The 17696-nt window shown below is 56.5% G+C and carries 13 protein-coding genes; 6 read left to right on the top strand and 7 right to left on the bottom strand.

What is annotated here, in order from left to right; translation table 11 throughout:
- Nucleotides 1-22 precede the first annotated feature (22 nt).
- From WFL93_RS21350 to argC, 3 genes are read right to left on the bottom strand one after another with little or no spacing between them, the layout of a single operon-like run.
- On the bottom strand, nt 23-1240 hold the full coding sequence (locus tag WFL93_RS21350) for an argininosuccinate synthase (protein ID WP_007885413.1): 1218 nt from the start codon (nt 1238-1240) through the stop codon (nt 23-25).
- A 14-nt stretch (nt 1241-1254) separates the two neighbouring features.
- The gene (argB, locus tag WFL93_RS21345; RefSeq protein ID WP_007885411.1) at nt 1255-2028 is read right to left on the bottom strand and encodes an acetylglutamate kinase; all 774 of its coding nucleotides are present in this window, start codon (nt 2026-2028) and stop codon (nt 1255-1257) included.
- Nucleotides 2029-2043: 15 nt separating this feature from the next.
- Nucleotides 2044-3048, bottom strand: a complete 1005-nt coding sequence (gene argC, locus WFL93_RS21340) for an N-acetyl-gamma-glutamyl-phosphate reductase (protein ID WP_336778993.1) — start codon at nt 3046-3048, stop codon at nt 2044-2046.
- Between the two features lie 169 nt (nt 3049-3217).
- Between argC and argE the strand changes: the two genes are divergently transcribed.
- Together argE and ppc are read left to right on the top strand one after the other, a co-directional pair.
- Nucleotides 3218-4366 carry an acetylornithine deacetylase gene (argE, locus tag WFL93_RS21335; RefSeq protein ID WP_336778992.1) on the top strand — a complete coding sequence of 383 codons (1149 nt, stop codon included), beginning with the start codon at nt 3218-3220 and terminating at the stop codon, nt 4364-4366.
- Between the two features lie 253 nt (nt 4367-4619).
- Nucleotides 4620-7271 (top strand): phosphoenolpyruvate carboxylase, encoded by a 2652-nt coding sequence (gene ppc, locus WFL93_RS21330; protein ID WP_007885408.1) that lies wholly within the window; start codon nt 4620-4622, stop codon nt 7269-7271.
- Nucleotides 7272-7358: 87 nt separating this feature from the next.
- Here the strand turns inward: ppc and metF are convergent, their stop codons facing one another.
- From metF to metB, 3 genes are all read right to left on the bottom strand, one after another.
- A complete protein-coding gene (gene metF / locus WFL93_RS21325) occupies nt 7359-8255 on the bottom strand; it encodes a methylenetetrahydrofolate reductase (RefSeq protein WP_007885407.1) in 897 nt (298 codons plus the stop codon).
- Between the two features lie 217 nt (nt 8256-8472).
- Nucleotides 8473-10905: a bifunctional aspartate kinase/homoserine dehydrogenase II gene (locus WFL93_RS21320; protein WP_336778991.1), complete on the bottom strand. Its 2433-nt coding sequence runs from the start codon at nt 10903-10905 to the stop codon at nt 8473-8475.
- A 2-nt stretch (nt 10906-10907) separates the two neighbouring features.
- A complete protein-coding gene (gene metB, locus WFL93_RS21315) occupies nt 10908-12068 on the bottom strand; it encodes a cystathionine gamma-synthase (RefSeq protein ID WP_336778990.1) in 1161 nt (386 codons plus the stop codon).
- A 275-nt stretch (nt 12069-12343) separates the two neighbouring features.
- Between metB and metJ the strand changes: the two genes are divergently transcribed.
- Nucleotides 12344-12661 carry a met regulon transcriptional regulator MetJ gene (metJ, locus tag WFL93_RS21310; RefSeq protein ID WP_007885403.1) on the top strand — a complete coding sequence of 106 codons (318 nt, stop codon included), beginning with the start codon at nt 12344-12346 and terminating at the stop codon, nt 12659-12661.
- A gap of 77 nt (nt 12662-12738) precedes the next feature.
- Here the strand turns inward: metJ and rpmE are convergent, their stop codons facing one another.
- Nucleotides 12739-12954, bottom strand: coding sequence for a 50S ribosomal protein L31 (rpmE, locus tag WFL93_RS21305; protein ID WP_007885402.1), 216 nt, complete (start codon nt 12952-12954; stop codon nt 12739-12741).
- Between the two features lie 224 nt (nt 12955-13178).
- On the opposite strand from rpmE, the gene priA reads away from it, so the two are divergent.
- From priA to ftsN, 3 genes are all read left to right on the top strand, one after another.
- On the top strand, nt 13179-15377 hold the full coding sequence (gene priA, locus WFL93_RS21300; protein ID WP_336778989.1) for a primosomal protein N': 2199 nt from the start codon (nt 13179-13181) through the stop codon (nt 15375-15377).
- Nucleotides 15378-15543: 166 nt separating this feature from the next.
- Nucleotides 15544-16581 carry a DNA-binding transcriptional regulator CytR gene (gene cytR / locus WFL93_RS21295; protein ID WP_007885396.1) on the top strand — a complete coding sequence of 346 codons (1038 nt, stop codon included), beginning with the start codon at nt 15544-15546 and terminating at the stop codon, nt 16579-16581.
- A 151-nt stretch (nt 16582-16732) separates the two neighbouring features.
- Nucleotides 16733-17620, top strand: a complete 888-nt coding sequence (gene ftsN, locus WFL93_RS21290; RefSeq protein WP_336778988.1) for a cell division protein FtsN — start codon at nt 16733-16735, stop codon at nt 17618-17620.
- The last annotated feature ends 76 nt before the right edge of the window (nt 17621-17696 follow it).

Raw genomic sequence — 17696 nt, 5'->3', positions numbered from 1 at the left:
AAATGTGTCGCTTGCCGCGGTATTACTTCTTCTGCTCGTTCAGCGCGCGAATGCGTGAAGAGAGCGAGAACAGACGGATAAAGCCGCCCGCGTGACGGTGATCGTAAACTTCGTCTTCGCCAAAGGTGGCGAACTCTTCTGAGTACAGGCTGTTGGCGGAGGTTTTCTGAATCGCCGTGGCCTGGCCTTTGTACAGCTGCAGCACCACTTCGCCGTTCACCTCTGCTGCCAGTGATTCGGCAGCGGCCTGAATGGATTTACGCAGTGGCGCGAACCAGCGGCCATCGTAAACCACGTAAGACATTTCATGGCCCAGCTGCTCGCGCCATTTGAAGCTATCGCGATCCAGTACCAGCTGTTCAACCGCACGCAGCGCGTTCACCATGATGGTGCCGCCCGGGGTTTCGTAGCAGCCACGAGACTTGATGCCCACCAGGCGGTTTTCCACGATGTCGATACGACCCACGCCGTGTTTCGCGCCCAGCACGTTAAGTTTTTCCAGGCACTGGAACGGGCTCAACTTCTCGCCGTTCACCGCAACTACCCGGCCTTTCTCGACGGTAACAGTGACGTTTTCTGGCTGATCGGGCGCTTCCAGCGGATCAACGGTCCACACCCAGCAATCTTTGTTCGGTGCATTAGCCGGGCTTTCCAGCACGCCACCTTCCGTGGAGATGTGCCATGCATTCTCATCACGGCTATAGATTTTTTCCAGCGACGCGGTGGTCGGAATATTGCGCTCTTTCAGGTAATCCAGCAGCGCTTCACGTGAACGCAGGTCCCATTCACGCCATGGCGCAACCACTTTCAGCTGTGGTGCCAACGCGGTGTAGGTGGTTTCGAAACGCACCTGGTCATTACCTTTGCCGGTCGCGCCGTGGCACAGCGCATCTGCGCCCACTTTCAGTGCCAGCTCAACCTGCGCTTTGGCGATAATCGGACGCGCCATTGAGGTGCCCAGCAGATAAGTGCCTTCGTACAGGGCGCCGGTCTGCAGCACCGGATAGACGTATTCGCTGATGAACTCTTCACGCAGGTCAACCACGTGGCACTCAGAAGCGCCAGACTGCAGTGCTTTCTTCTCAACGCCTTCCAGATCGCCACGTTCCTGGCCAATATCCGCCACAAACGCCACCACTTCACAGCCGCCATAGTTCTCTTTCAACCATGGAATGATGGCTGAAGTATCCAGACCGCCTGAGTAGGCCAGAACAATTTTTTTGATGTTTTGCGTGCTCATGTCTTAATCCTTGATTATGCGAGAATCCGGGTGCCAATCGACACGCCGTTGAAAAGGGTTGGCAGTTGTTCAGCATGACGCCAGCTGGCGATATCGACCGGGCGACCGAGGGTGCGAGCGGCATCGAGCGCCGCATTCACTTTCACGATCATGCCATCGGTGATGATGCCCTGCGCGATCAGCTGTTCCGCTTTCGCTGCAGTCATCTCTTCAATGCGCTGACCTTTGCCGTCGAGAATACCGCTGACGTCGGATAGCAGCACTAAATCGGCACCGATGGTCGCGGCCAGCGCGGTGGCGGCCTGGTCAGCATTGACGTTCATCAACTCACCGCCGTCGGTGATACCAATCGAGCTGATCACCGGCATGTAGCCTGCCGCCAGCAGCGTGTTCACCAGCGCCGGATTACCTGGCGTGGCGTTGCCAACGTGACCGAGTTCTTCATCGAACTGTGCAACGTTGACCAAACCGGCATCGCCCAGGCACAAACCCACTGCGCCGATGCCATATTTCTTCGCCCACGCCAGCAGCGTTTTGTTGGCGGTACCGGCTAACGCACCGGTAATAATGTCAATCTGATCGGCGGGCGTCACGCGCAAACCGTTCTTCTTTTTCACCGGCAGCGCGAGCTTCTTCATCAGCTCGTCCACCACGCAACCGCCACCGTGCACAATGATCAGCGGACGCTGATGTTCATTGCGATATGCCAGCAGGGCATCAAACAGACGGGCCAGCGCTTCTTCGCTATCCAGCAGCACGCCACCCAGTTTAATGATCAATGGATTCATTGCGTTATCCGTTCGTTAAATCAGAGAGAGCGTTTCGGGGAAGCCGAAACGAATGTTCAAACACTGAACCGCCTGCGAGGAGGCGCCTTTCAGCAGGTTATCTTCAGCAGCGACCACAATCAGGTGCTCGCCTTGCATGGCGAAGCCGATGTCGCAGAATGGCAAACCGACCACCGCTTTCAGCGCCGGAACGCCTTTGTCATACACGCGCACCAGCGGCTTGTCGTGATAAGCGTTATGGAAGGCATCGGCCACATCCTGCTGCGTCACGCCCGCTTTCAGGCGGCAGGTGGTGGTCGACAAAATACCGCGCGGGAAACTGCCCAAATGTGGCGTGAAGATCACTGGCGTGCCGAGATGCGCGACGATTTCCGGATGATGACGGTGATTAAACAGGCCGTACGGCTGCAAGCTCACTTCACAGAGGCTGGTGGCAACGTTGGCTTTACGTCCTGCACCGCTCACGCCGCTGGTGGCATTAATCACCGGCCACTGTGCATCGTTAAGCAGACCGGCCTCGATTAGCGGTTTCAGCGAAAGCTGTGCTGCGGTTGGGTAGCAACCCGGCACCGCAACCAACTGCGCATCTTTGATTTTATCGTGCTGCCATTCGGCCAGGCCATAAACCGCTTTATCCAGCCAATCCTGATGCTGATGGCTGAAACCGTAATATTGCGTATAGAAAGCGTCGTCGTTGACGCGGAACGCGCCAGAGAGGTCAAACACCACGCAACCGGCTTTGAGGAATTCGGGTGCCAGATCGTGGCTGACTTCGTGCGCAGTCGCGAGGAACACCACATCCACTTTATCGGCCCATTCCGAGGCTTCGCTCAGCGGCTGCAGCGGCAAATCGACAATGCCTTTGAGCTGCGGATGCAAATCCGACAATAACTTTCCAGCATCCGGGCTTTGCGCTGAAACCGCCAAAGCGGTTATGTTCATATGCGGATGGCGATTCAGGTAGGTGGCAAGCTCTACGCCAGCGTAACCACTGGCACCAACGATCAGCGTATTCAACATCAGGCTGTATACCTTATTACAGTCACACGTATCGGGTCGCGGCCTTGCCCCGTTGCCCAGGATGCCGTTTGCAGAAGATTTGATGCTTCACATGCAAGCGACGTTATTGTATTTTTATTCACTATTAATGCATGAATATTGATACATCCTAACCCAAGGACCGTCAACAGTGAAGACAAAATTACCACCTTTTATCGAACTCTACCGCCAGTTGATTGCCACGCCATCAATCAGCGCAACCGACAGCGCACTGGATCAGAGTAATGAAACTTTAATCAATTTGCTGGCCGGCTGGTTCCGCGATATTGGCTTCAGTGTAGAAGTGCAGCCGGTGCCTGGCACGCGGCATAAATTCAATATGCTGGCGCGCAGTGGATTGGGCGCAGGCGGTCTGTTGCTGGCCGGTCATACCGATACCGTACCCTACGATGATGGCCGCTGGACGCGCGATCCCTTCACGCTGACCGAACACGACAACAAGCTTTACGGCTTGGGCACCGCGGATATGAAAGGTTTCTTCGCCTTTATTTTGGATACGCTGCGTGACGTTGACGTGACCAAACTCAGCAAGCCGCTCTACATTCTGGCGACCGCTGATGAAGAGACCACCATGGCGGGCGCAAAGTATTTCTCTGAATCGACCCAGCTGCGTCCCGATTGCGCCATCATCGGCGAGCCAACGTCGCTCAAGCCGGTGCGCGCGCATAAAGGCCATCTGTCGAATGTAATCCGTATTCAGGGGCAATCGGGCCACTCCAGCGATCCGTCGCGCGGCGTGAACGCCATCGAACTGATGCACGAATCCATTACCCAGCTGATGCAGCTGCGTAACACGCTGAAAGAGCGTTACAACCACGATGGTTTTGCCATTCCTTATCCAACCATGAACTTTGGTCATATTCATGGTGGCGACGCGGCCAACCGCATCTGCGCCTGCTGTGAATTGCACATGGATATTCGCCCGCTGCCGGGCTTAACCCTGAGCGATTTGGATGGTCTGCTGAATGATGCGCTGGCGCCGGTCAGCGCGCGCTGGCCAGGACGTTTAACCGTGGGCGAGCTGCATCCTCCGATTCCAGGCTACGAATGCCCTGCCGATCACGAGCTGGTGCAGGTGGTGGAGAAGCTGCTCGGCGTGCCAACCGAGGTAGTGAACTATTGCACTGAGGCGCCCTTTATCCAGCAATTGTGCCCAACGCTGGTTTTAGGCCCGGGATCGATCAATCAAGCCCACCAGCCAGATGAGTTTATTGATACCGCATTTATCAAGCCGACTCATGCGCTTATCACCCAAGTGGTGCAGCATTTTTGTCATTGATGAACAACAGATGGGGCATTTCACTGTTAAATCAGCAAATTGCCCCGTCATTGTTCGGGATTTGATAATAAGAATAACTTATCTCGCTTCGCTCCAAGCAAATTCTTTGAATTTCCGCTATTTAGCAGCACATTTACACGGATTTAAGGCAATTGACGTGCAGGTAGATACGTGGCTAGATAAAAGACGATGTTATGCCCGTGGATAATTCCCGTGGGGATATTTAAAAAGATGATGAGGGTGTCAGGGTCCAATGAACGAACAATATTCCGCAATGCGAAGTAATGTCAGTATGCTCGGCAAACTGCTCGGGGATACGATTAAGGATGCACTAGGAGAGAACATCCTCGACCAGGTGGAGACCATCCGTAAACTCTCTAAGTCATCCCGTGCGGGAAATGACACCCATCGTCAGGAACTGCTGACCACGCTGCAAAATCTGTCGAATGACGAGCTGCTGCCGGTTGCGCGTGCGTTTAGCCAGTTCCTTAATCTCACCAACGTCGCTGAGCAGTATCAAACCATTTCCCGCAGCGGCGAGGGCGCGAATCATCCTGAGCTGCTGAAGAAGACCTTCGAGCGTCTGAAACAGCAAGGTGATATTAGCGAAGCGGCTATCCGCCAGTCGATTGAAGAGCTGTCGCTGGAGCTGGTGCTGACCGCGCACCCAACTGAAATTACCCGCCGCACGCTGATCCATATGCTAGGCGAAGTGAACAGCTGTTTACAGCAACTCGATCACAGCGATATCTCTGACTACGAGCGTACGCAGGTAATGCGTCGTCTGCGCCAGCTGGTGGCGCAAGCTTGGCACACCGACGAGATCCGTAAATATCGCCCCACGCCTATCGATGAAGCCAAATGGGGCTTTGCCGTGGTGGAAAACAGCCTGTGGCAAGGCGTACCTGCCTTCCTGCGTGAGCTGAATGAACAAGTCGAAGAGACCTTTGGCATTAAACTGCCGGTTGATTTCGTGCCGATCAAATTTACCTCGTGGATGGGCGGCGACCGTGATGGCAACCCAAACGTTACCGCGCCGATTACCCGCCACGCGATGCAGCTGAGCCGCTGGAAAGCTGCGGACCTGTTCCTGCGTGATATTGGCGTGCTGGTGTCTGAATTGTCGATGTCCGAGTGCAGCGACGAAGTACGCGAACTGTGCGGCGATCCCGAAGCGCTGGAGCCGTATCGTATGGTTCTGAAGCGTATCCGCAGCCAGCTGATGACGACCCAGGCCTATCTGGGCCGTCGTCTGAAAGGCGAGCGCCTGCCGCGTCCGGCCGATTTGCTGGTTTCTAACGATCAGCTGTGGGATCCGCTATTTGCCATCTATCAATCTCTGCAACAGTGCGGCATGGGCATCATCGCCAATGGCCAGCTGCTGGATACGCTGCGCCGCGTGAAGTGCTTTGGCGTGCCGCTGGTGCGTATTGATATCCGTCAGGAGAGCACCCGCCATACCCAGGCGATTGCCGAAGTGACGCGTTATCTCGGCCTCGGTGACTACGAAAGCTGGTCAGAAGCCGATAAACAAGCCTTCCTGATCCGCGAACTGAATTCCAAGCGTCCGCTGTTGCCGCATCAGTGGGAACCGGGCGATGAGACGCGCGAAGTGCTCGACACCTGCAAAGTGGTGGCCGAAGCGCCGCAGGGTTCGATTGCCTCCTACGTGATCTCAATGGCGAAAACGCCGTCGGACGTGTTGGCGGTACATCTGCTGCTGAAAGAAGCCGGTATTCCTTACGCCATGCCGGTGGCGCCGCTGTTTGAAACCCTCGATGACCTGAACAACGCCAACGACGTGATGACGCAGCTGCTGAGCATCGACTGGTATCGCGGCTTTATCAATGGCAAACAGATGGTGATGATTGGCTATTCCGACTCAGCGAAAGATGCCGGTGTGATGGCTGCCAGCTGGGCGCAATATCAGGCGCAGGACGCGCTGATCAAAACCTGTGAGAGCGCCGGCATCACGCTGACGCTGTTCCACGGACGCGGTGGCTCAATTGGTCGTGGTGGCGCACCGGCACATGCCGCGCTGCTGTCACAACCACCGGGCAGCCTGAAAGGCGGTCTGCGCGTGACCGAACAGGGCGAGATGATTCGCTTCAAATACGGTTTACCAGAAGTCACTATCGCCAGCCTGTCGCTGTATACCGGTGCGATTCTGGAAGCCAACCTGCTGCCACCGCCAGAACCAAAACGCGAATGGCAGGAGATCATGAACGGTTTGTCAGCGCACTCTTGCGCGATGTATCGCGGCTATGTGCGTGAGAATCCGGACTTCGTGCCGTATTTCCGTTCGGCTACGCCTGAGCAGGAACTGGGCAAACTGCCGCTGGGTTCACGTCCGGCTAAGCGTCGCCCAACCGGCGGTGTGGAGTCGCTGCGTGCCATTCCGTGGATCTTCGCCTGGACGCAGAACCGCCTGATGCTGCCGGCATGGCTCGGTGCCGGTGCCGCGCTGCAAAAAGCGATGGATGAAGGGCATCAGGATGAGCTGGAAACCATGTGCCGCGACTGGCCGTTCTTCTCGACGCGTCTTGGCATGCTGGAGATGGTGTTCTCGAAAGCCGATCTGTGGCTGGCGGAATACTACGATCAGCGTCTGGTGGATAAGTCGCTGTGGCCGCTCGGCAAGCAGCTACGCGATCAGCTGGATGCGGATATTAAAGCGGTGCTGACCATCGCCAACGATGCGCACCTGATGGCTGACCAACCGTGGATTGCCGAATCGATCGCGCTGCGTAACGTCTATACCGATCCGCTGAACGTGTTGCAGGCTGAATTGCTGCATCGTTCACGCGCACAGGAAGAGCGCGGTGACGAGCCTGATGCGCGCGTTGAGCAAGCGCTGATGGTGACGATTGCCGGTGTCGCGGCGGGGATGCGTAATACGGGTTAATCTCCCCACATGATGTGAAAAAGGAGCCAACCGGCTCCTTTTTTTTATTGGATTTCGTAGGGTCGCCATTCATGGCGACCGCCAATTTTAACCACCAATAGCCGGACGCACGCCCAGCGTGTGACAAATGGCATAACTCAATTCGGCGCGGTTCAACGTATAGAAGTGGAAATCCTTCACCCCTTCACGCGACAGGATTTTGACCATGTCCATGGCGACACTCGCGCCAACCATTTTGCGCGTTTCCGGATCGTTATCCAGACCTGCAAACATTGCGCTCATCCAACCCGGCACACGCACGTTAGTCATGGTAGCGAAGCGTTGCAGCTGCTTGAAGTTAGAGACCGGCAAAATGCCCGGCACGATTTCAACATCAATACCCGTTGCGACACAGCGATCGCGGAAGCGCAGATAGCTTTCAACGTCGAAGAAGAATTGGGTGATCGCGCGGTTAGCCCCGGCATCAATTTTACGCTTCAGGTTAATCAGATCGGCCTGCGCGCTTTTGGCTTCGGGGTGCACTTCCGGATAGGCCGCCACGGAAATATCAAAATCGCCGACATCTTTTAGCAGTTCAACCAGATCGGAACCGTACATGTCCGGTTTGCCGCTGCCCGGCGGTAAATCACCGCGCAGCGCGACGATATGACGAATACCGCTATCCCAGTAATCCCGCGCAATCCCGCGCAGTTCATCGCGCGTGGCATCGATACAGGTTAAATGCGGCGCCGCTTCCAGACCGGTGCGATCCTTGATGCCTTTAATGATGCTGTGCGTGCGATCGCGCTCGCCCGAGTTGGCACCGTATGTTACGGAGACGAATTTTGGCTTCAGGCTGCTCAAACGATCAATTGAGCTCCACAAGGTTTCTTCCATTTCACTGGTGCGTGGCGGGAAAAATTCGAAAGAGACATTAATTTGCCCGTTCAGCTCAGCCAGGCTCTGGTTCAACGCTTCGCGTTGATTGGCATGAAAGAAACTCATCCTGATTACCTCATCATCACATATCGATTATTTTGCGGCTCGCGAACATCCATACGTTTAGACGTCCAGATGCACAAAATGAACCATTAGCGCGTTAGCGTCAACTGAAAATTAATGAACAGGCGTGACAAATCTTCAATCAGGATGAAAGCGTTTCATGATGCGGGGAGAAGATGAAACATGCAGACGGACGATGCCGTCTGCATGCTGAGGCAGGTTACAGCAATTGCGCAAGGCGATTGATATCGGACTGCAGCGCGCCGGCCGTAACATCACGACCTGCGCCCGGCCCACGAATCACCAGCGGGTTATCACGATACCAGCGGCTTTCGATGGCAAACACGTTATCGCACGGCAGCAGCGCGGCCAGCGGATGCTCAGGACGCACCGCTTCCACGCCGACGCGCGCTTTGCCATTGGCATCGAAACGCGCCACGTAACGCAGCACCAGACCAAGCTCCTGCGCCGCTTCCAGCCGCTGCAGCATCTGCTCATTCAGCTCATCGGCGTTTTCGAAGAAGTGATCAATCGACTCGCCCTCGCAAATCGACGGCACCAGCGATTCCACCCGCACCTGATCCGGCTCGATATCGTAGCCCGCCTCACGCGCCAGAATCACCAGCTTGCGCATCACGTCCTGGCCGGATAAATCCACGCGCGGATCCGGTTCGGTCAAGCCTTGCTGCCATGCCTGATCGACCAGCTCGCTAAACGGCACCGTGCCGTCAAACTGCAGGAACAGCCAGGAAAGCGTGCCAGAGAAAATGCCGCTGATAGCCAGAATGCTGTCGCCGCTTTCACGTAAATCGCGCACCGTGTGATTGACCGGCAAACCGGCACCCACGGTGGCGTTGTACAGCCAGTGGCGACCGGTTTTGGCGAAGGCATCACGCACCTGACGCCAACTCTGGCCGCTCGCGGCACCGGCGACCTTATTGGCGCTGATAACGTGGAAACCGTGGCTGGCGAAATCGTGATACTGCTGCGCCAGCTGCTCGCTGGCGGTGACGTCCAGCACCACTAAATCATCAAACGGGTGCGCACGCATCCACAGAAACAGCGACTCTTCATCGCGCTCTACAGCTTCGTCATCAAAGAAGGCCAACGCACGGCTGGCTTCCAGACCGTCGTAGCTCAGCAGGCTGCGGTTGCTGTCCGCCACGCCCGCCAGCACATACTCAAATCCAGTACGCGCAGACAAGGATTCCTGCTCGCGGGCAAACAGCTCAAGCCAGCGTGAACCAATGTTGCCTTTGCCGAACAGCATCAAACCGATGCGTTTCTCGGCGCGGAACAGCGACTGATGCAAGCCCTGAATCAGGTGCTGAGTTGGGCCAACGCGCAACACCGCTACGATGCTGATGTGATCTTCTGATTGCCAGACAAACTCCACCGGCTGATCTTTGATCTGCTGCCAGAAGCGATGGCTGTGCAGCGGATTACGCGTCACGCCTGCACCGACCAGCGCCACCAGCACTAAGCCGTCGCGCAGCTGCAGATGGCCCGGCAAGGCGGCATCCTGCAACAGATTAAAGGCGCTATTCACCACTTCCGAGGTGTAACACAGCTGCAGCAGACGACGATCGGGATGAATCCCCATCGCCAGCGGACGCAGCTGCGCGCGCTTCAGCAGCAGATCGATCTCTTTCTGCTGCGTTTTGAAATCGTGATTGGCGGGGATCTCAATCTCCACCAGGCACACATCATCGTGGCTGGTGACGATGCGCGCACCGGTGCCAGATGCCAGCACGCGCTCAATGCGCGTTGAGCCCTGCTCCGGCTGATAGCTGCAACGCAGCTGCAAATCGATATCGCTATTGGCGACCGGCTGCAAAGTGCGGGTGTGCAGCACCGGCGCCGCCAGACGCGCCAATTCGCTGGCTTCATCCAGACGCAGCAGCGGCAGCAGGCACGCATCAGAGACTTTACGCGGATCGGCGCTATACACGCCCGCCACATCACTCCAGATGGTGACGCGACCCACGCCCGCCAGGGCGCCAATCTGCGTGGCCGAGTAGTCCGAGCCGTTCCGGCCCAGCAGCACGGTTTCACCCGCTTCGCTGCGGCTGATAAATCCGGTTACCACCAGGCGCTTATGCGGATGCTGCGTCAATAGCTCCTGCAGCAGCGGCCAGGATTTACCTTCATCAACCTGCGGCTGCGCGGCACGTTCGGCACGCAGGAAGTCGCGCGCATCGAGCCAGGCGGCTTCGATTTCGCGCTGGCTCAGCACGGCAGCCATTAAACGCGCCGACCAGATTTCGCCGTGACCGACCACTTCGGCATAAACCGCGTCGGTGAGGGGGCCGTCGAGCAGCGCCGCCAAACGTTCCAGATCGCGTATAAAGGTAGAGGTCAGGGTTTCGGCATATTCAGCAGGCAGCAGCGCAGCAATGAGCTCGCTGTGAAAGCGCCGTAAAGCCTGTTGCACCTGATGGGCAGATAAGCGATCGCTCTGGCTTAATTTCAGCCAGCTAATCAACTGGTTAGTGGTGCTGCCTGCGGCAGAGACCACCATTAAGTCGCCTGGCTGACTGTAATCCGCCATGATGCTGGCCACGCGCTGATAGCAACGTGCGTCGGCCAGGCTACTGCCACCAAATTTATGCAACTGCTTGATCGGCGTTCCCGCGCCCACTGAACTCGTCATGGTTACCCCTCGGCTGCGATCCGGAATGCATTATCCAGATCGGCGATTAAATCTTCGTGATCTTCAATCCCAACAGAAATACGCAGCAGTGTGTCAGAAATTCCCGCTGCCGCGCGTGCTTCTGCAGACATGCCCGCATGCGTCATGGTCGCGGTATGCGAAATCAAACTCTCTACGCCGCCGAGTGATTCAGCCAGCGTAAACAGCTGCAGCGCTTTCAGGAAGCGGCGCAGGCGAGCCTCATCGGCATCGATTTCGAAACTCAACATCGCGCCAAAGCCGCGCTGCTGACGTACCGCAAACTCATGTCCGGCATTTTCCGGCAGAGACGGATGATACAGTTTTTTCACCAGCGGTTGTTGCTTCAGGTAATCAACTATCGCCAATGCATTACGTTGCGCTGCCGCGATGCGCGGTGACAGCGTGCGTAAACCGCGCAGCAGCAGGTAGCTATCAAACGCTGCGCCGGTTACACCAATATTATTCGCCCACCACGCCATTTCGCTGGCCATCTCCGCATCTTTCGAGATCACCGCACCCGCCACCACATCAGAGTGGCCGTTCAGGTATTTAGTACAGGAGTGAACAACCAGATCGGCGCCTAGCGCCAGCGGGTTTTGCAACGCCGGGCTGAGGAAGGTGTTGTCCACCACGCTGATTGCGCCGGCTTCGCGCGCGGCGGCACAAATGCTGGCGATATCAACCACGCGCAACAGCGGATTACTTGGGCTTTCGACCAGCACCAGCTTTGGCTTTTCAGCTAATGCAGCAGACAACGCGGCTTTATCGCCCTGATCGACAAACTTCACGCGATAGGCACCGCGCTTGCTCAGGCTATCGAACAGGCGATAGCTGCCGCCGTAGCAATCGTGCGGCGCCACCAGCAAATCGCCCGGCTTCAGGAACACAGTGGTCACCAGATGAATCGCTGACATGCCGGTATTGGTTAATACCGCGCCTGCACCCCCTTCTAACTCCGCCAGTGCGCGCTGAACCACATCACGCGTTGGGTTGCCACGACGTGAATAGTCGTGCGCACGCGGCTCGTTGAAGTCGAGAAAGTTATAGGTGCTGGAGAGATGAATCGGTGGGACAACGCAGCCATATTGCTCGTCATCATTCAAACCGCTGCGTACTGCGATGGTTGCCTGTTTGCGCGTCATGGTGCCTACTGTTCCTGAAGAAAAAGAAGAGCAACAGCATAACATTCAGCGCATAGACGTCAATACATCTGGACATCTAAATGTCTTTGCGTATAGATTGAGCAAATCATCAATAACCGCTAAAATTGTCCGTCATCGCCTGGTGTTCAGCGCGCTTTCCTTTTTCAGAAGCGGTGCTCAAGCATAAAACCTGCAGTTTAAGGGGTCAGGCATCGAAAAATCGGGCATAATCAACGGATTTCCCCATATTCAACTTTTATTGATTAAGGTAACCCATGGCTGAATGGAACGGCGAATATATCAGCCCTTACGCTGAACATGGCAAGAAGAGCGAGCAGGTCAAGAAAATCACAGTTTCTATCCCGCTGAAAGTGCTGAAGATTTTAACTGACGAGCGCACCCGCCGTCAGGTGAATAACCTGCGTCACGCCACCAACAGCGAACTGCTGTGTGAAGCCTTTTTGCATGCTTTCACCGGGCAGCCTCTGCCGAACGATGTCGATCTGCGTAAAGAGCGCAGCGATGAGATTCCGGAAGAAGCGAAACAGATTATGCGCGAGATGGGCATCGATCCCGATAGCTGGGAATACTGAAGCCAGAAATAAAAAAACCCAGCCGAGGCTGGGTTTTTTCTTGCATCCGAATCGCGAAGATTCGACGGCAAATAATCTTATTTCTTGCTTGCTGGCACGCTGAAACGCTTGTTGAAGCGATCTACACGGCCACCGGTGTCAGCAATACGCTGCTTACCAGTGTAGAACGGGTGGCATTTGCCGCACACGTCCAGGTTCAGACCAGAAGCCATGGTTGAACGGGTGTTGATCACGTTACCGCAAGAGCAAGTCATGGTTACTGCTTCGTACTTAGGGTGAATACCTTGTTTCATGGGAGAACCTCATAAAAGGCCGTGTCGCTCTCCGTGCCAGGCTCAGCCTGCACAGCACCACACGCGATTGAACATTAAGTGTATGCTCCGACAAGCGATCTCATCGAAGGCGGCATAGTATACAGAAATTAACCACTTTTAGCAAACCACCGTAATATATCCGCTCAGGGTATCAACGTGTACACTACTTCTTCTCCTTAATTCAGAACCGGATAGAGATTCACATGCCCGTTGTTCAGGTTGCCCTGCCCGTTCCGCTACCTCGCCTGTTTGACTATCTGCTGCCAGCCGATGCGCCGCAGCCGGTGGCGGGTGCGCGCGTGAATGTGCCGTTCGGCAATCGCAAAATGATTGGCATCGTCGTCGGCACGCGTGAGACCAGCGATCTGCCGCTGGCCCAGCTCAAGCAGATTGAAAGCGTGCTCGACGATCGCAGCCTGTTCTCGCCCGCGTTGTGGCGCATCCTGCATTGGGCCGCGAATTATTATCACTCGCCGCTCGGCGAGGTGCTCAGCCATGCGCTGCCGGTGCTGCTGCGCCAGGGCAAGCCGGCCCAGGAGGCACCGCTGTGGCAATGGGTGATCAATGATGCTGGCCGGGAAGTGGCGATGGAGAGCCTGAAGCGCGCGCCGAAACAGCAGCAGGCGCTGGCGATGCTGCGTCAGCGCCCGCTGTATCGTCATCAGGTCAGTGAATACGATTTTACCGATGCGGCGCTGCAGGCGTTGCGTGCAAAAGGTTTGTGCGATCTACGCGAACACGCGCCGCAGATGCACGACTGGCGCACCACCTTTGCGGTTAAAGGTGATCGCCTGCGCCTGAATACCGATCAGGCGATGGCCGTTGGCGCGATGCGCAGCGAAGACGATCACTACGCGCCGTGGCTGCTGGCCGGCATTACCGGTTCAGGTAAAACTGAGGTGTATCTCAGCGTGCTGGAGAACGTGCTGGCGCGCGGCAAGCAGGCGCTGGTGCTGGTGCCGGAAATCGGCCTGACGCCGCAAACCATCGCCCGCTTCCGCGAACGCTTTGACGCCCCGATTGATGTGCTGCACTCCGCGCTGAATGACAGCGAACGCCTTGCCGTGTGGCTGCGCGCGCGCAGTGGTGAAACCGCGATTGTCATCGGGACACGTTCAGCACTGTTCACACCGCTAGCGCGTCCAGGCGTGATCATCATTGATGAAGAGCATGACAGCTCGTACAAACAGCAGGAAGGCTGGCGCTATCAGGCGCGCGATCTGGCGGTGTTCCGCGCGCATGAGGAAGATATTCCGATTGTCATGGGCTCGGCTACGCCGGCGCTGGAAACCTTGCACAATGTGCGCGTCGGCAAATATCGCCAGCTCAATCTCACCAAACGCGCAGGTAATGCCAAACCGGCATTACAGCAGCTGATTGATCTGAAAGGTCAGCAGCTGAAAGGGGGATTGGCACCCGCGCTGCTCGGCAAAATGCGCCAGCATCTGCAGGCCGATAATCAGGTGTTGCTGTTCCTTAACCGCCGCGGTTTCTCACCGGCGCTGATGTGTCACGATTGCGGCTGGCTGGCAGAATGTCAGCGCTGCGACAGCTACTACACGCTGCATCAGAATCATCGCCAGCTGCGCTGCCACCATTGTGACAGCCAGCGCCCGCTGCCAAATCAGTGTCCCGACTGCGGCTCAACGCATTTAATGCCGGTCGGCGTAGGTACCGAACAGCTGGAGCAGCAGCTCGGTACGCTGTTTCCTGGCGTGCCGGTGTCGCGTATCGATCGTGATACCACCAGCCGCAAAGGTGCGCTGGAGCAGCATCTGGCCGATGTGCATCGCGGCGGCGCACGCATTCTGGTCGGTACGCAAATGCTGGCGAAAGGCCATCACTTCCCGGATGTTACGCTGGTGTCGCTGCTGGATGTTGATGGCGCGCTGTTCTCGGCCGATTTTCGCGCCGCCGAGCGTTTTGCGCAGCTGTATACCCAGGTTGCGGGTCGCGCGGGTCGCGCCGGAAAACAGGGCGAAGTGTTGCTGCAAACCCACCATCCCGAACATCCGTTGCTGCAAACCTTGCTGCATCGCGGCTATTTCGCCTTTGCCGATCAAACCCTGCTGGAGCGTCAATCGGTACAACTGCCGCCGTGGACCAGCCATGCGCTGTTCCGCGCCGAAGATATGGATAACCAGCAGGCAGCGGAATTTCTCACACAACTGCGCAATTTGCTGGAAGCCAGCCCGTTAAAAGATGAGGCGATGTGGCTGATGGGGCCGGTTCCGGCGTTGGCACCGAAACGCAGTGGACGCTGGCGCTGGCAACTGCTGTTACAGCATCCGTCACGTAAGCGTTTGCAACAGCTGCTGAGCGGATCGCTGCCGCTGATCGCCACCTTGCCCGCCGCACGTAAAGTAAAGTGGACGCTGGATATCGACCCCACCGAGAGTTAAGCCGCGCCACATCTGCGAGCCAGATCGAAAAAAGTCGCACAAGTCACAATTTTTATGCAAATTAAGTAACAACCTGCCGCGACCTTCGGTTAACAATAGTGCCGACCCGGTTAAAGCCCGGCAATCTCTGTAAATCAATGCGCTGTACCGCGTCAGGAGTTATACGTTGGACCAGAAGCAACCCTCAACCGCTGCCACCATGAAAGATGTGGCCGAGAAAGCCGGCGTTTCAACCGCCACGGTTTCACGTGCGTTGATGAATCCAGAAAAAGTCTCGGCCGCCACCCGTCTCAAAGTCGAAAAAGCGGTGCTGGCCGTGGGGTATGCGCCGCACGGTTTGGCGCGCAATGCCAAACGGGGTGAAACACAAACCATTCTGGTGATTGTGCCGGATATCTGCGATCCCTTCTTCAGTGAGATCATTCGCGGCGTGGAAGTTACCGCTGCGCATGAAGGTTATCTGGTATTGATTGGCGACTGCGCGCATCAGAATAAACAGGAGAAAACCTTCCTGAATTTAATGCTGACGCGGCAGATCGACGGCATGGTGCTGTTGGGTTCGCAGCTGCCGTTTGACGCCGGAATTGAAGATCAGCGCAACCTGCCGCCAATGGTAATGGGTAACGAATTTGCGCCAGAGATGGCGTTGCCAACGGTCCATATCGATAACCTGACGGCGGCATTTGAAGCGGTGAATCATCTGCTGCAGCTCGGCCATCGCCAAATTGCCTGCATCACCGGGCCAGAGCATATTCCGCTGAGCCAGTATCGGTTGCAGGGCTACATTCAGGCGCTGCGCCGCAGCAGTATCGCCATCGATCCGACCATGATTGTGCACGGCGACTTCACCTTTGAAGCCGGTGCCAATGCGCTTAAGCAGTTGATGAGTTTACCGCAGCCGCCGAAAGCGATTTTTTGTCATAGCGATCTGATGGCGCTAGGTGCCATGAATCAGGCGCGTAAACTTGGCATGCGGATTCCGCAGGACCTGTCGGTAGTGGGGTTCGATGATATCGAGCTGGCGCAATACTACGATCCGCCGCTGACCACCGTAGCGCAGCCGCGCTTTGCGATTGGTCGTGAAGCCATGCTGTTATTACTCGATGAACTGCAGGGCAAACGCGTGAATAACGGTTCGCGCCTGCTGGATGCGGAATTGCGCGTGCGCGGCAGCACGGCACCGGCAGCAAAACGTGAAAAATAACCGACTGACGCCTGCATTTTCAGCGGATTCTGAAGGCAGACTGTGCTGGTCAAAGTTCCAGCCCTTGCGTAACATGGCGCATTCATTGCCGGGCAATTAACAGCACATTTACATGCCCATTGGCATTTTTTTGAAGGGTATCAGAACGAAAGTGGCACAGAAAGATTATGTAGGCCGCGGGCGTTCAACAGGGACGCGTCGCAAAAAACCCGCCAGCCGCAGCAAGAAAAGCAAAGGCGGCTCAGGCACTTCAAAACTCATGATGGTACTGGCCGCGGCCGTGCTGGTCACCTTTGCCGGTGGTTTATGGTTCATCTCGCATCATAAGAAAGAAGAGATTGAAGTCATTCCCAATCACAAAGCTAACGGTAACGGCTTGCCGCCGAAGCCGGAAGAGCGCTGGAAGTACATCAAAGAGCTGGAAAATCGCCAGATTACCGTTCCGTCGCCGACTGAGCCTTCAGCGGGTGGCGTGCAATCACAAACCCAGTTGACCGATGAACAGCGCCAGCTGCTGGAGCAGATGCAGGCCGATATGCGCCAGCAGCCTACGCAGCTGAACGAAGTGCCGTGGAACGAACAAACCCCGGCACAGCGCCAGCAGACGCTGCAGCGTCAGCAGGTACAGCAACAGCAGCAGGTACAACAGCAACAGCAGCAACAGCAGCAACGTCAGCAGCAGCTGCAGCGCCAGCAACAGCAACAACAGGCCGCGCGTCAGCAACAGCAGCAGGCTGCGCCGATCACGCGCGAGCCTACGCAGCAGACTAAGCCGCAGGAAACCGCCAAAGCGAAAGCGGAAGAGAAAGCCTCTTCGCAGCGCTGGATGGTGCAGTGTGGTTCGTTCAAAGGCACCGATCAGGCGGAATCCGTGCGCGCTGGTCTGGCATTTGAAGGATTTGAGAGCCGTATTACGACCGGCGGTGGCTGGAATCGCGTGGTGATTGGGCCGTTCAAAGATCGCGGCAGCGCAGACAGCACGGTAAAACGCTTACACAGCTCCGGCCACGGAAGCTGTATTCCCCTCGCCTTACCTTAAATTCTTTAGGGGTTGAAACTCCCCAATCCTGCCCCATATCTGGTTGCATGATACTCCGCGCCGAGTGCGCGGAGTT

The sequence above is a fragment of the Pantoea sp. USHLN256 genome (assembly GCF_037149875.1).
Taxonomy (GTDB): Bacteria; Pseudomonadota; Gammaproteobacteria; order Enterobacterales; family Enterobacteriaceae; genus Pantoea; species Pantoea nemavictus.
Note: the sequence above shows the minus strand (reverse complement) of the source record. Positions and strands in the feature narration are given on the sequence as shown.

Bases quoted from the DNA above. Each gene is read 5' to 3' on its own strand.
- ppc (WP_007885408.1), top strand. From the start codon at position 4,620: ATGAACGAACAATATTCCGCAATGCGAAGTAATGTCAGTATGCTCGGC.
- metB (WP_336778990.1), bottom strand. From the start codon at position 12,068: ATGACGCGCAAACAGGCAACCATCGCAGTACGCAGCGGTTTGAATGAT.
- rpmE (WP_007885402.1), bottom strand. From the start codon at position 12,954: ATGAAACAAGGTATTCACCCTAAGTACGAAGCAGTAACCATGACTTGC.
- argB (WP_007885411.1), bottom strand. From the start codon at position 2,028: ATGAATCCATTGATCATTAAACTGGGTGGCGTGCTGCTGGATAGCGAA.
- WFL93_RS21350 (WP_007885413.1), bottom strand. From the start codon at position 1,240: ATGAGCACGCAAAACATCAAAAAAATTGTTCTGGCCTACTCAGGCGGT.
- metF (WP_007885407.1), bottom strand. From the start codon at position 8,255: ATGAGTTTCTTTCATGCCAATCAACGCGAAGCGTTGAACCAGAGCCTG.
- WFL93_RS21320 (WP_336778991.1), bottom strand. From the start codon at position 10,905: ATGACGAGTTCAGTGGGCGCGGGAACGCCGATCAAGCAGTTGCATAAA.
- argC (WP_336778993.1), bottom strand. From the start codon at position 3,048: ATGTTGAATACGCTGATCGTTGGTGCCAGTGGTTACGCTGGCGTAGAG.
- metJ (WP_007885403.1), top strand. From the start codon at position 12,344: ATGGCTGAATGGAACGGCGAATATATCAGCCCTTACGCTGAACATGGC.
- priA (WP_336778989.1), top strand. From the start codon at position 13,179: ATGCCCGTTGTTCAGGTTGCCCTGCCCGTTCCGCTACCTCGCCTGTTT.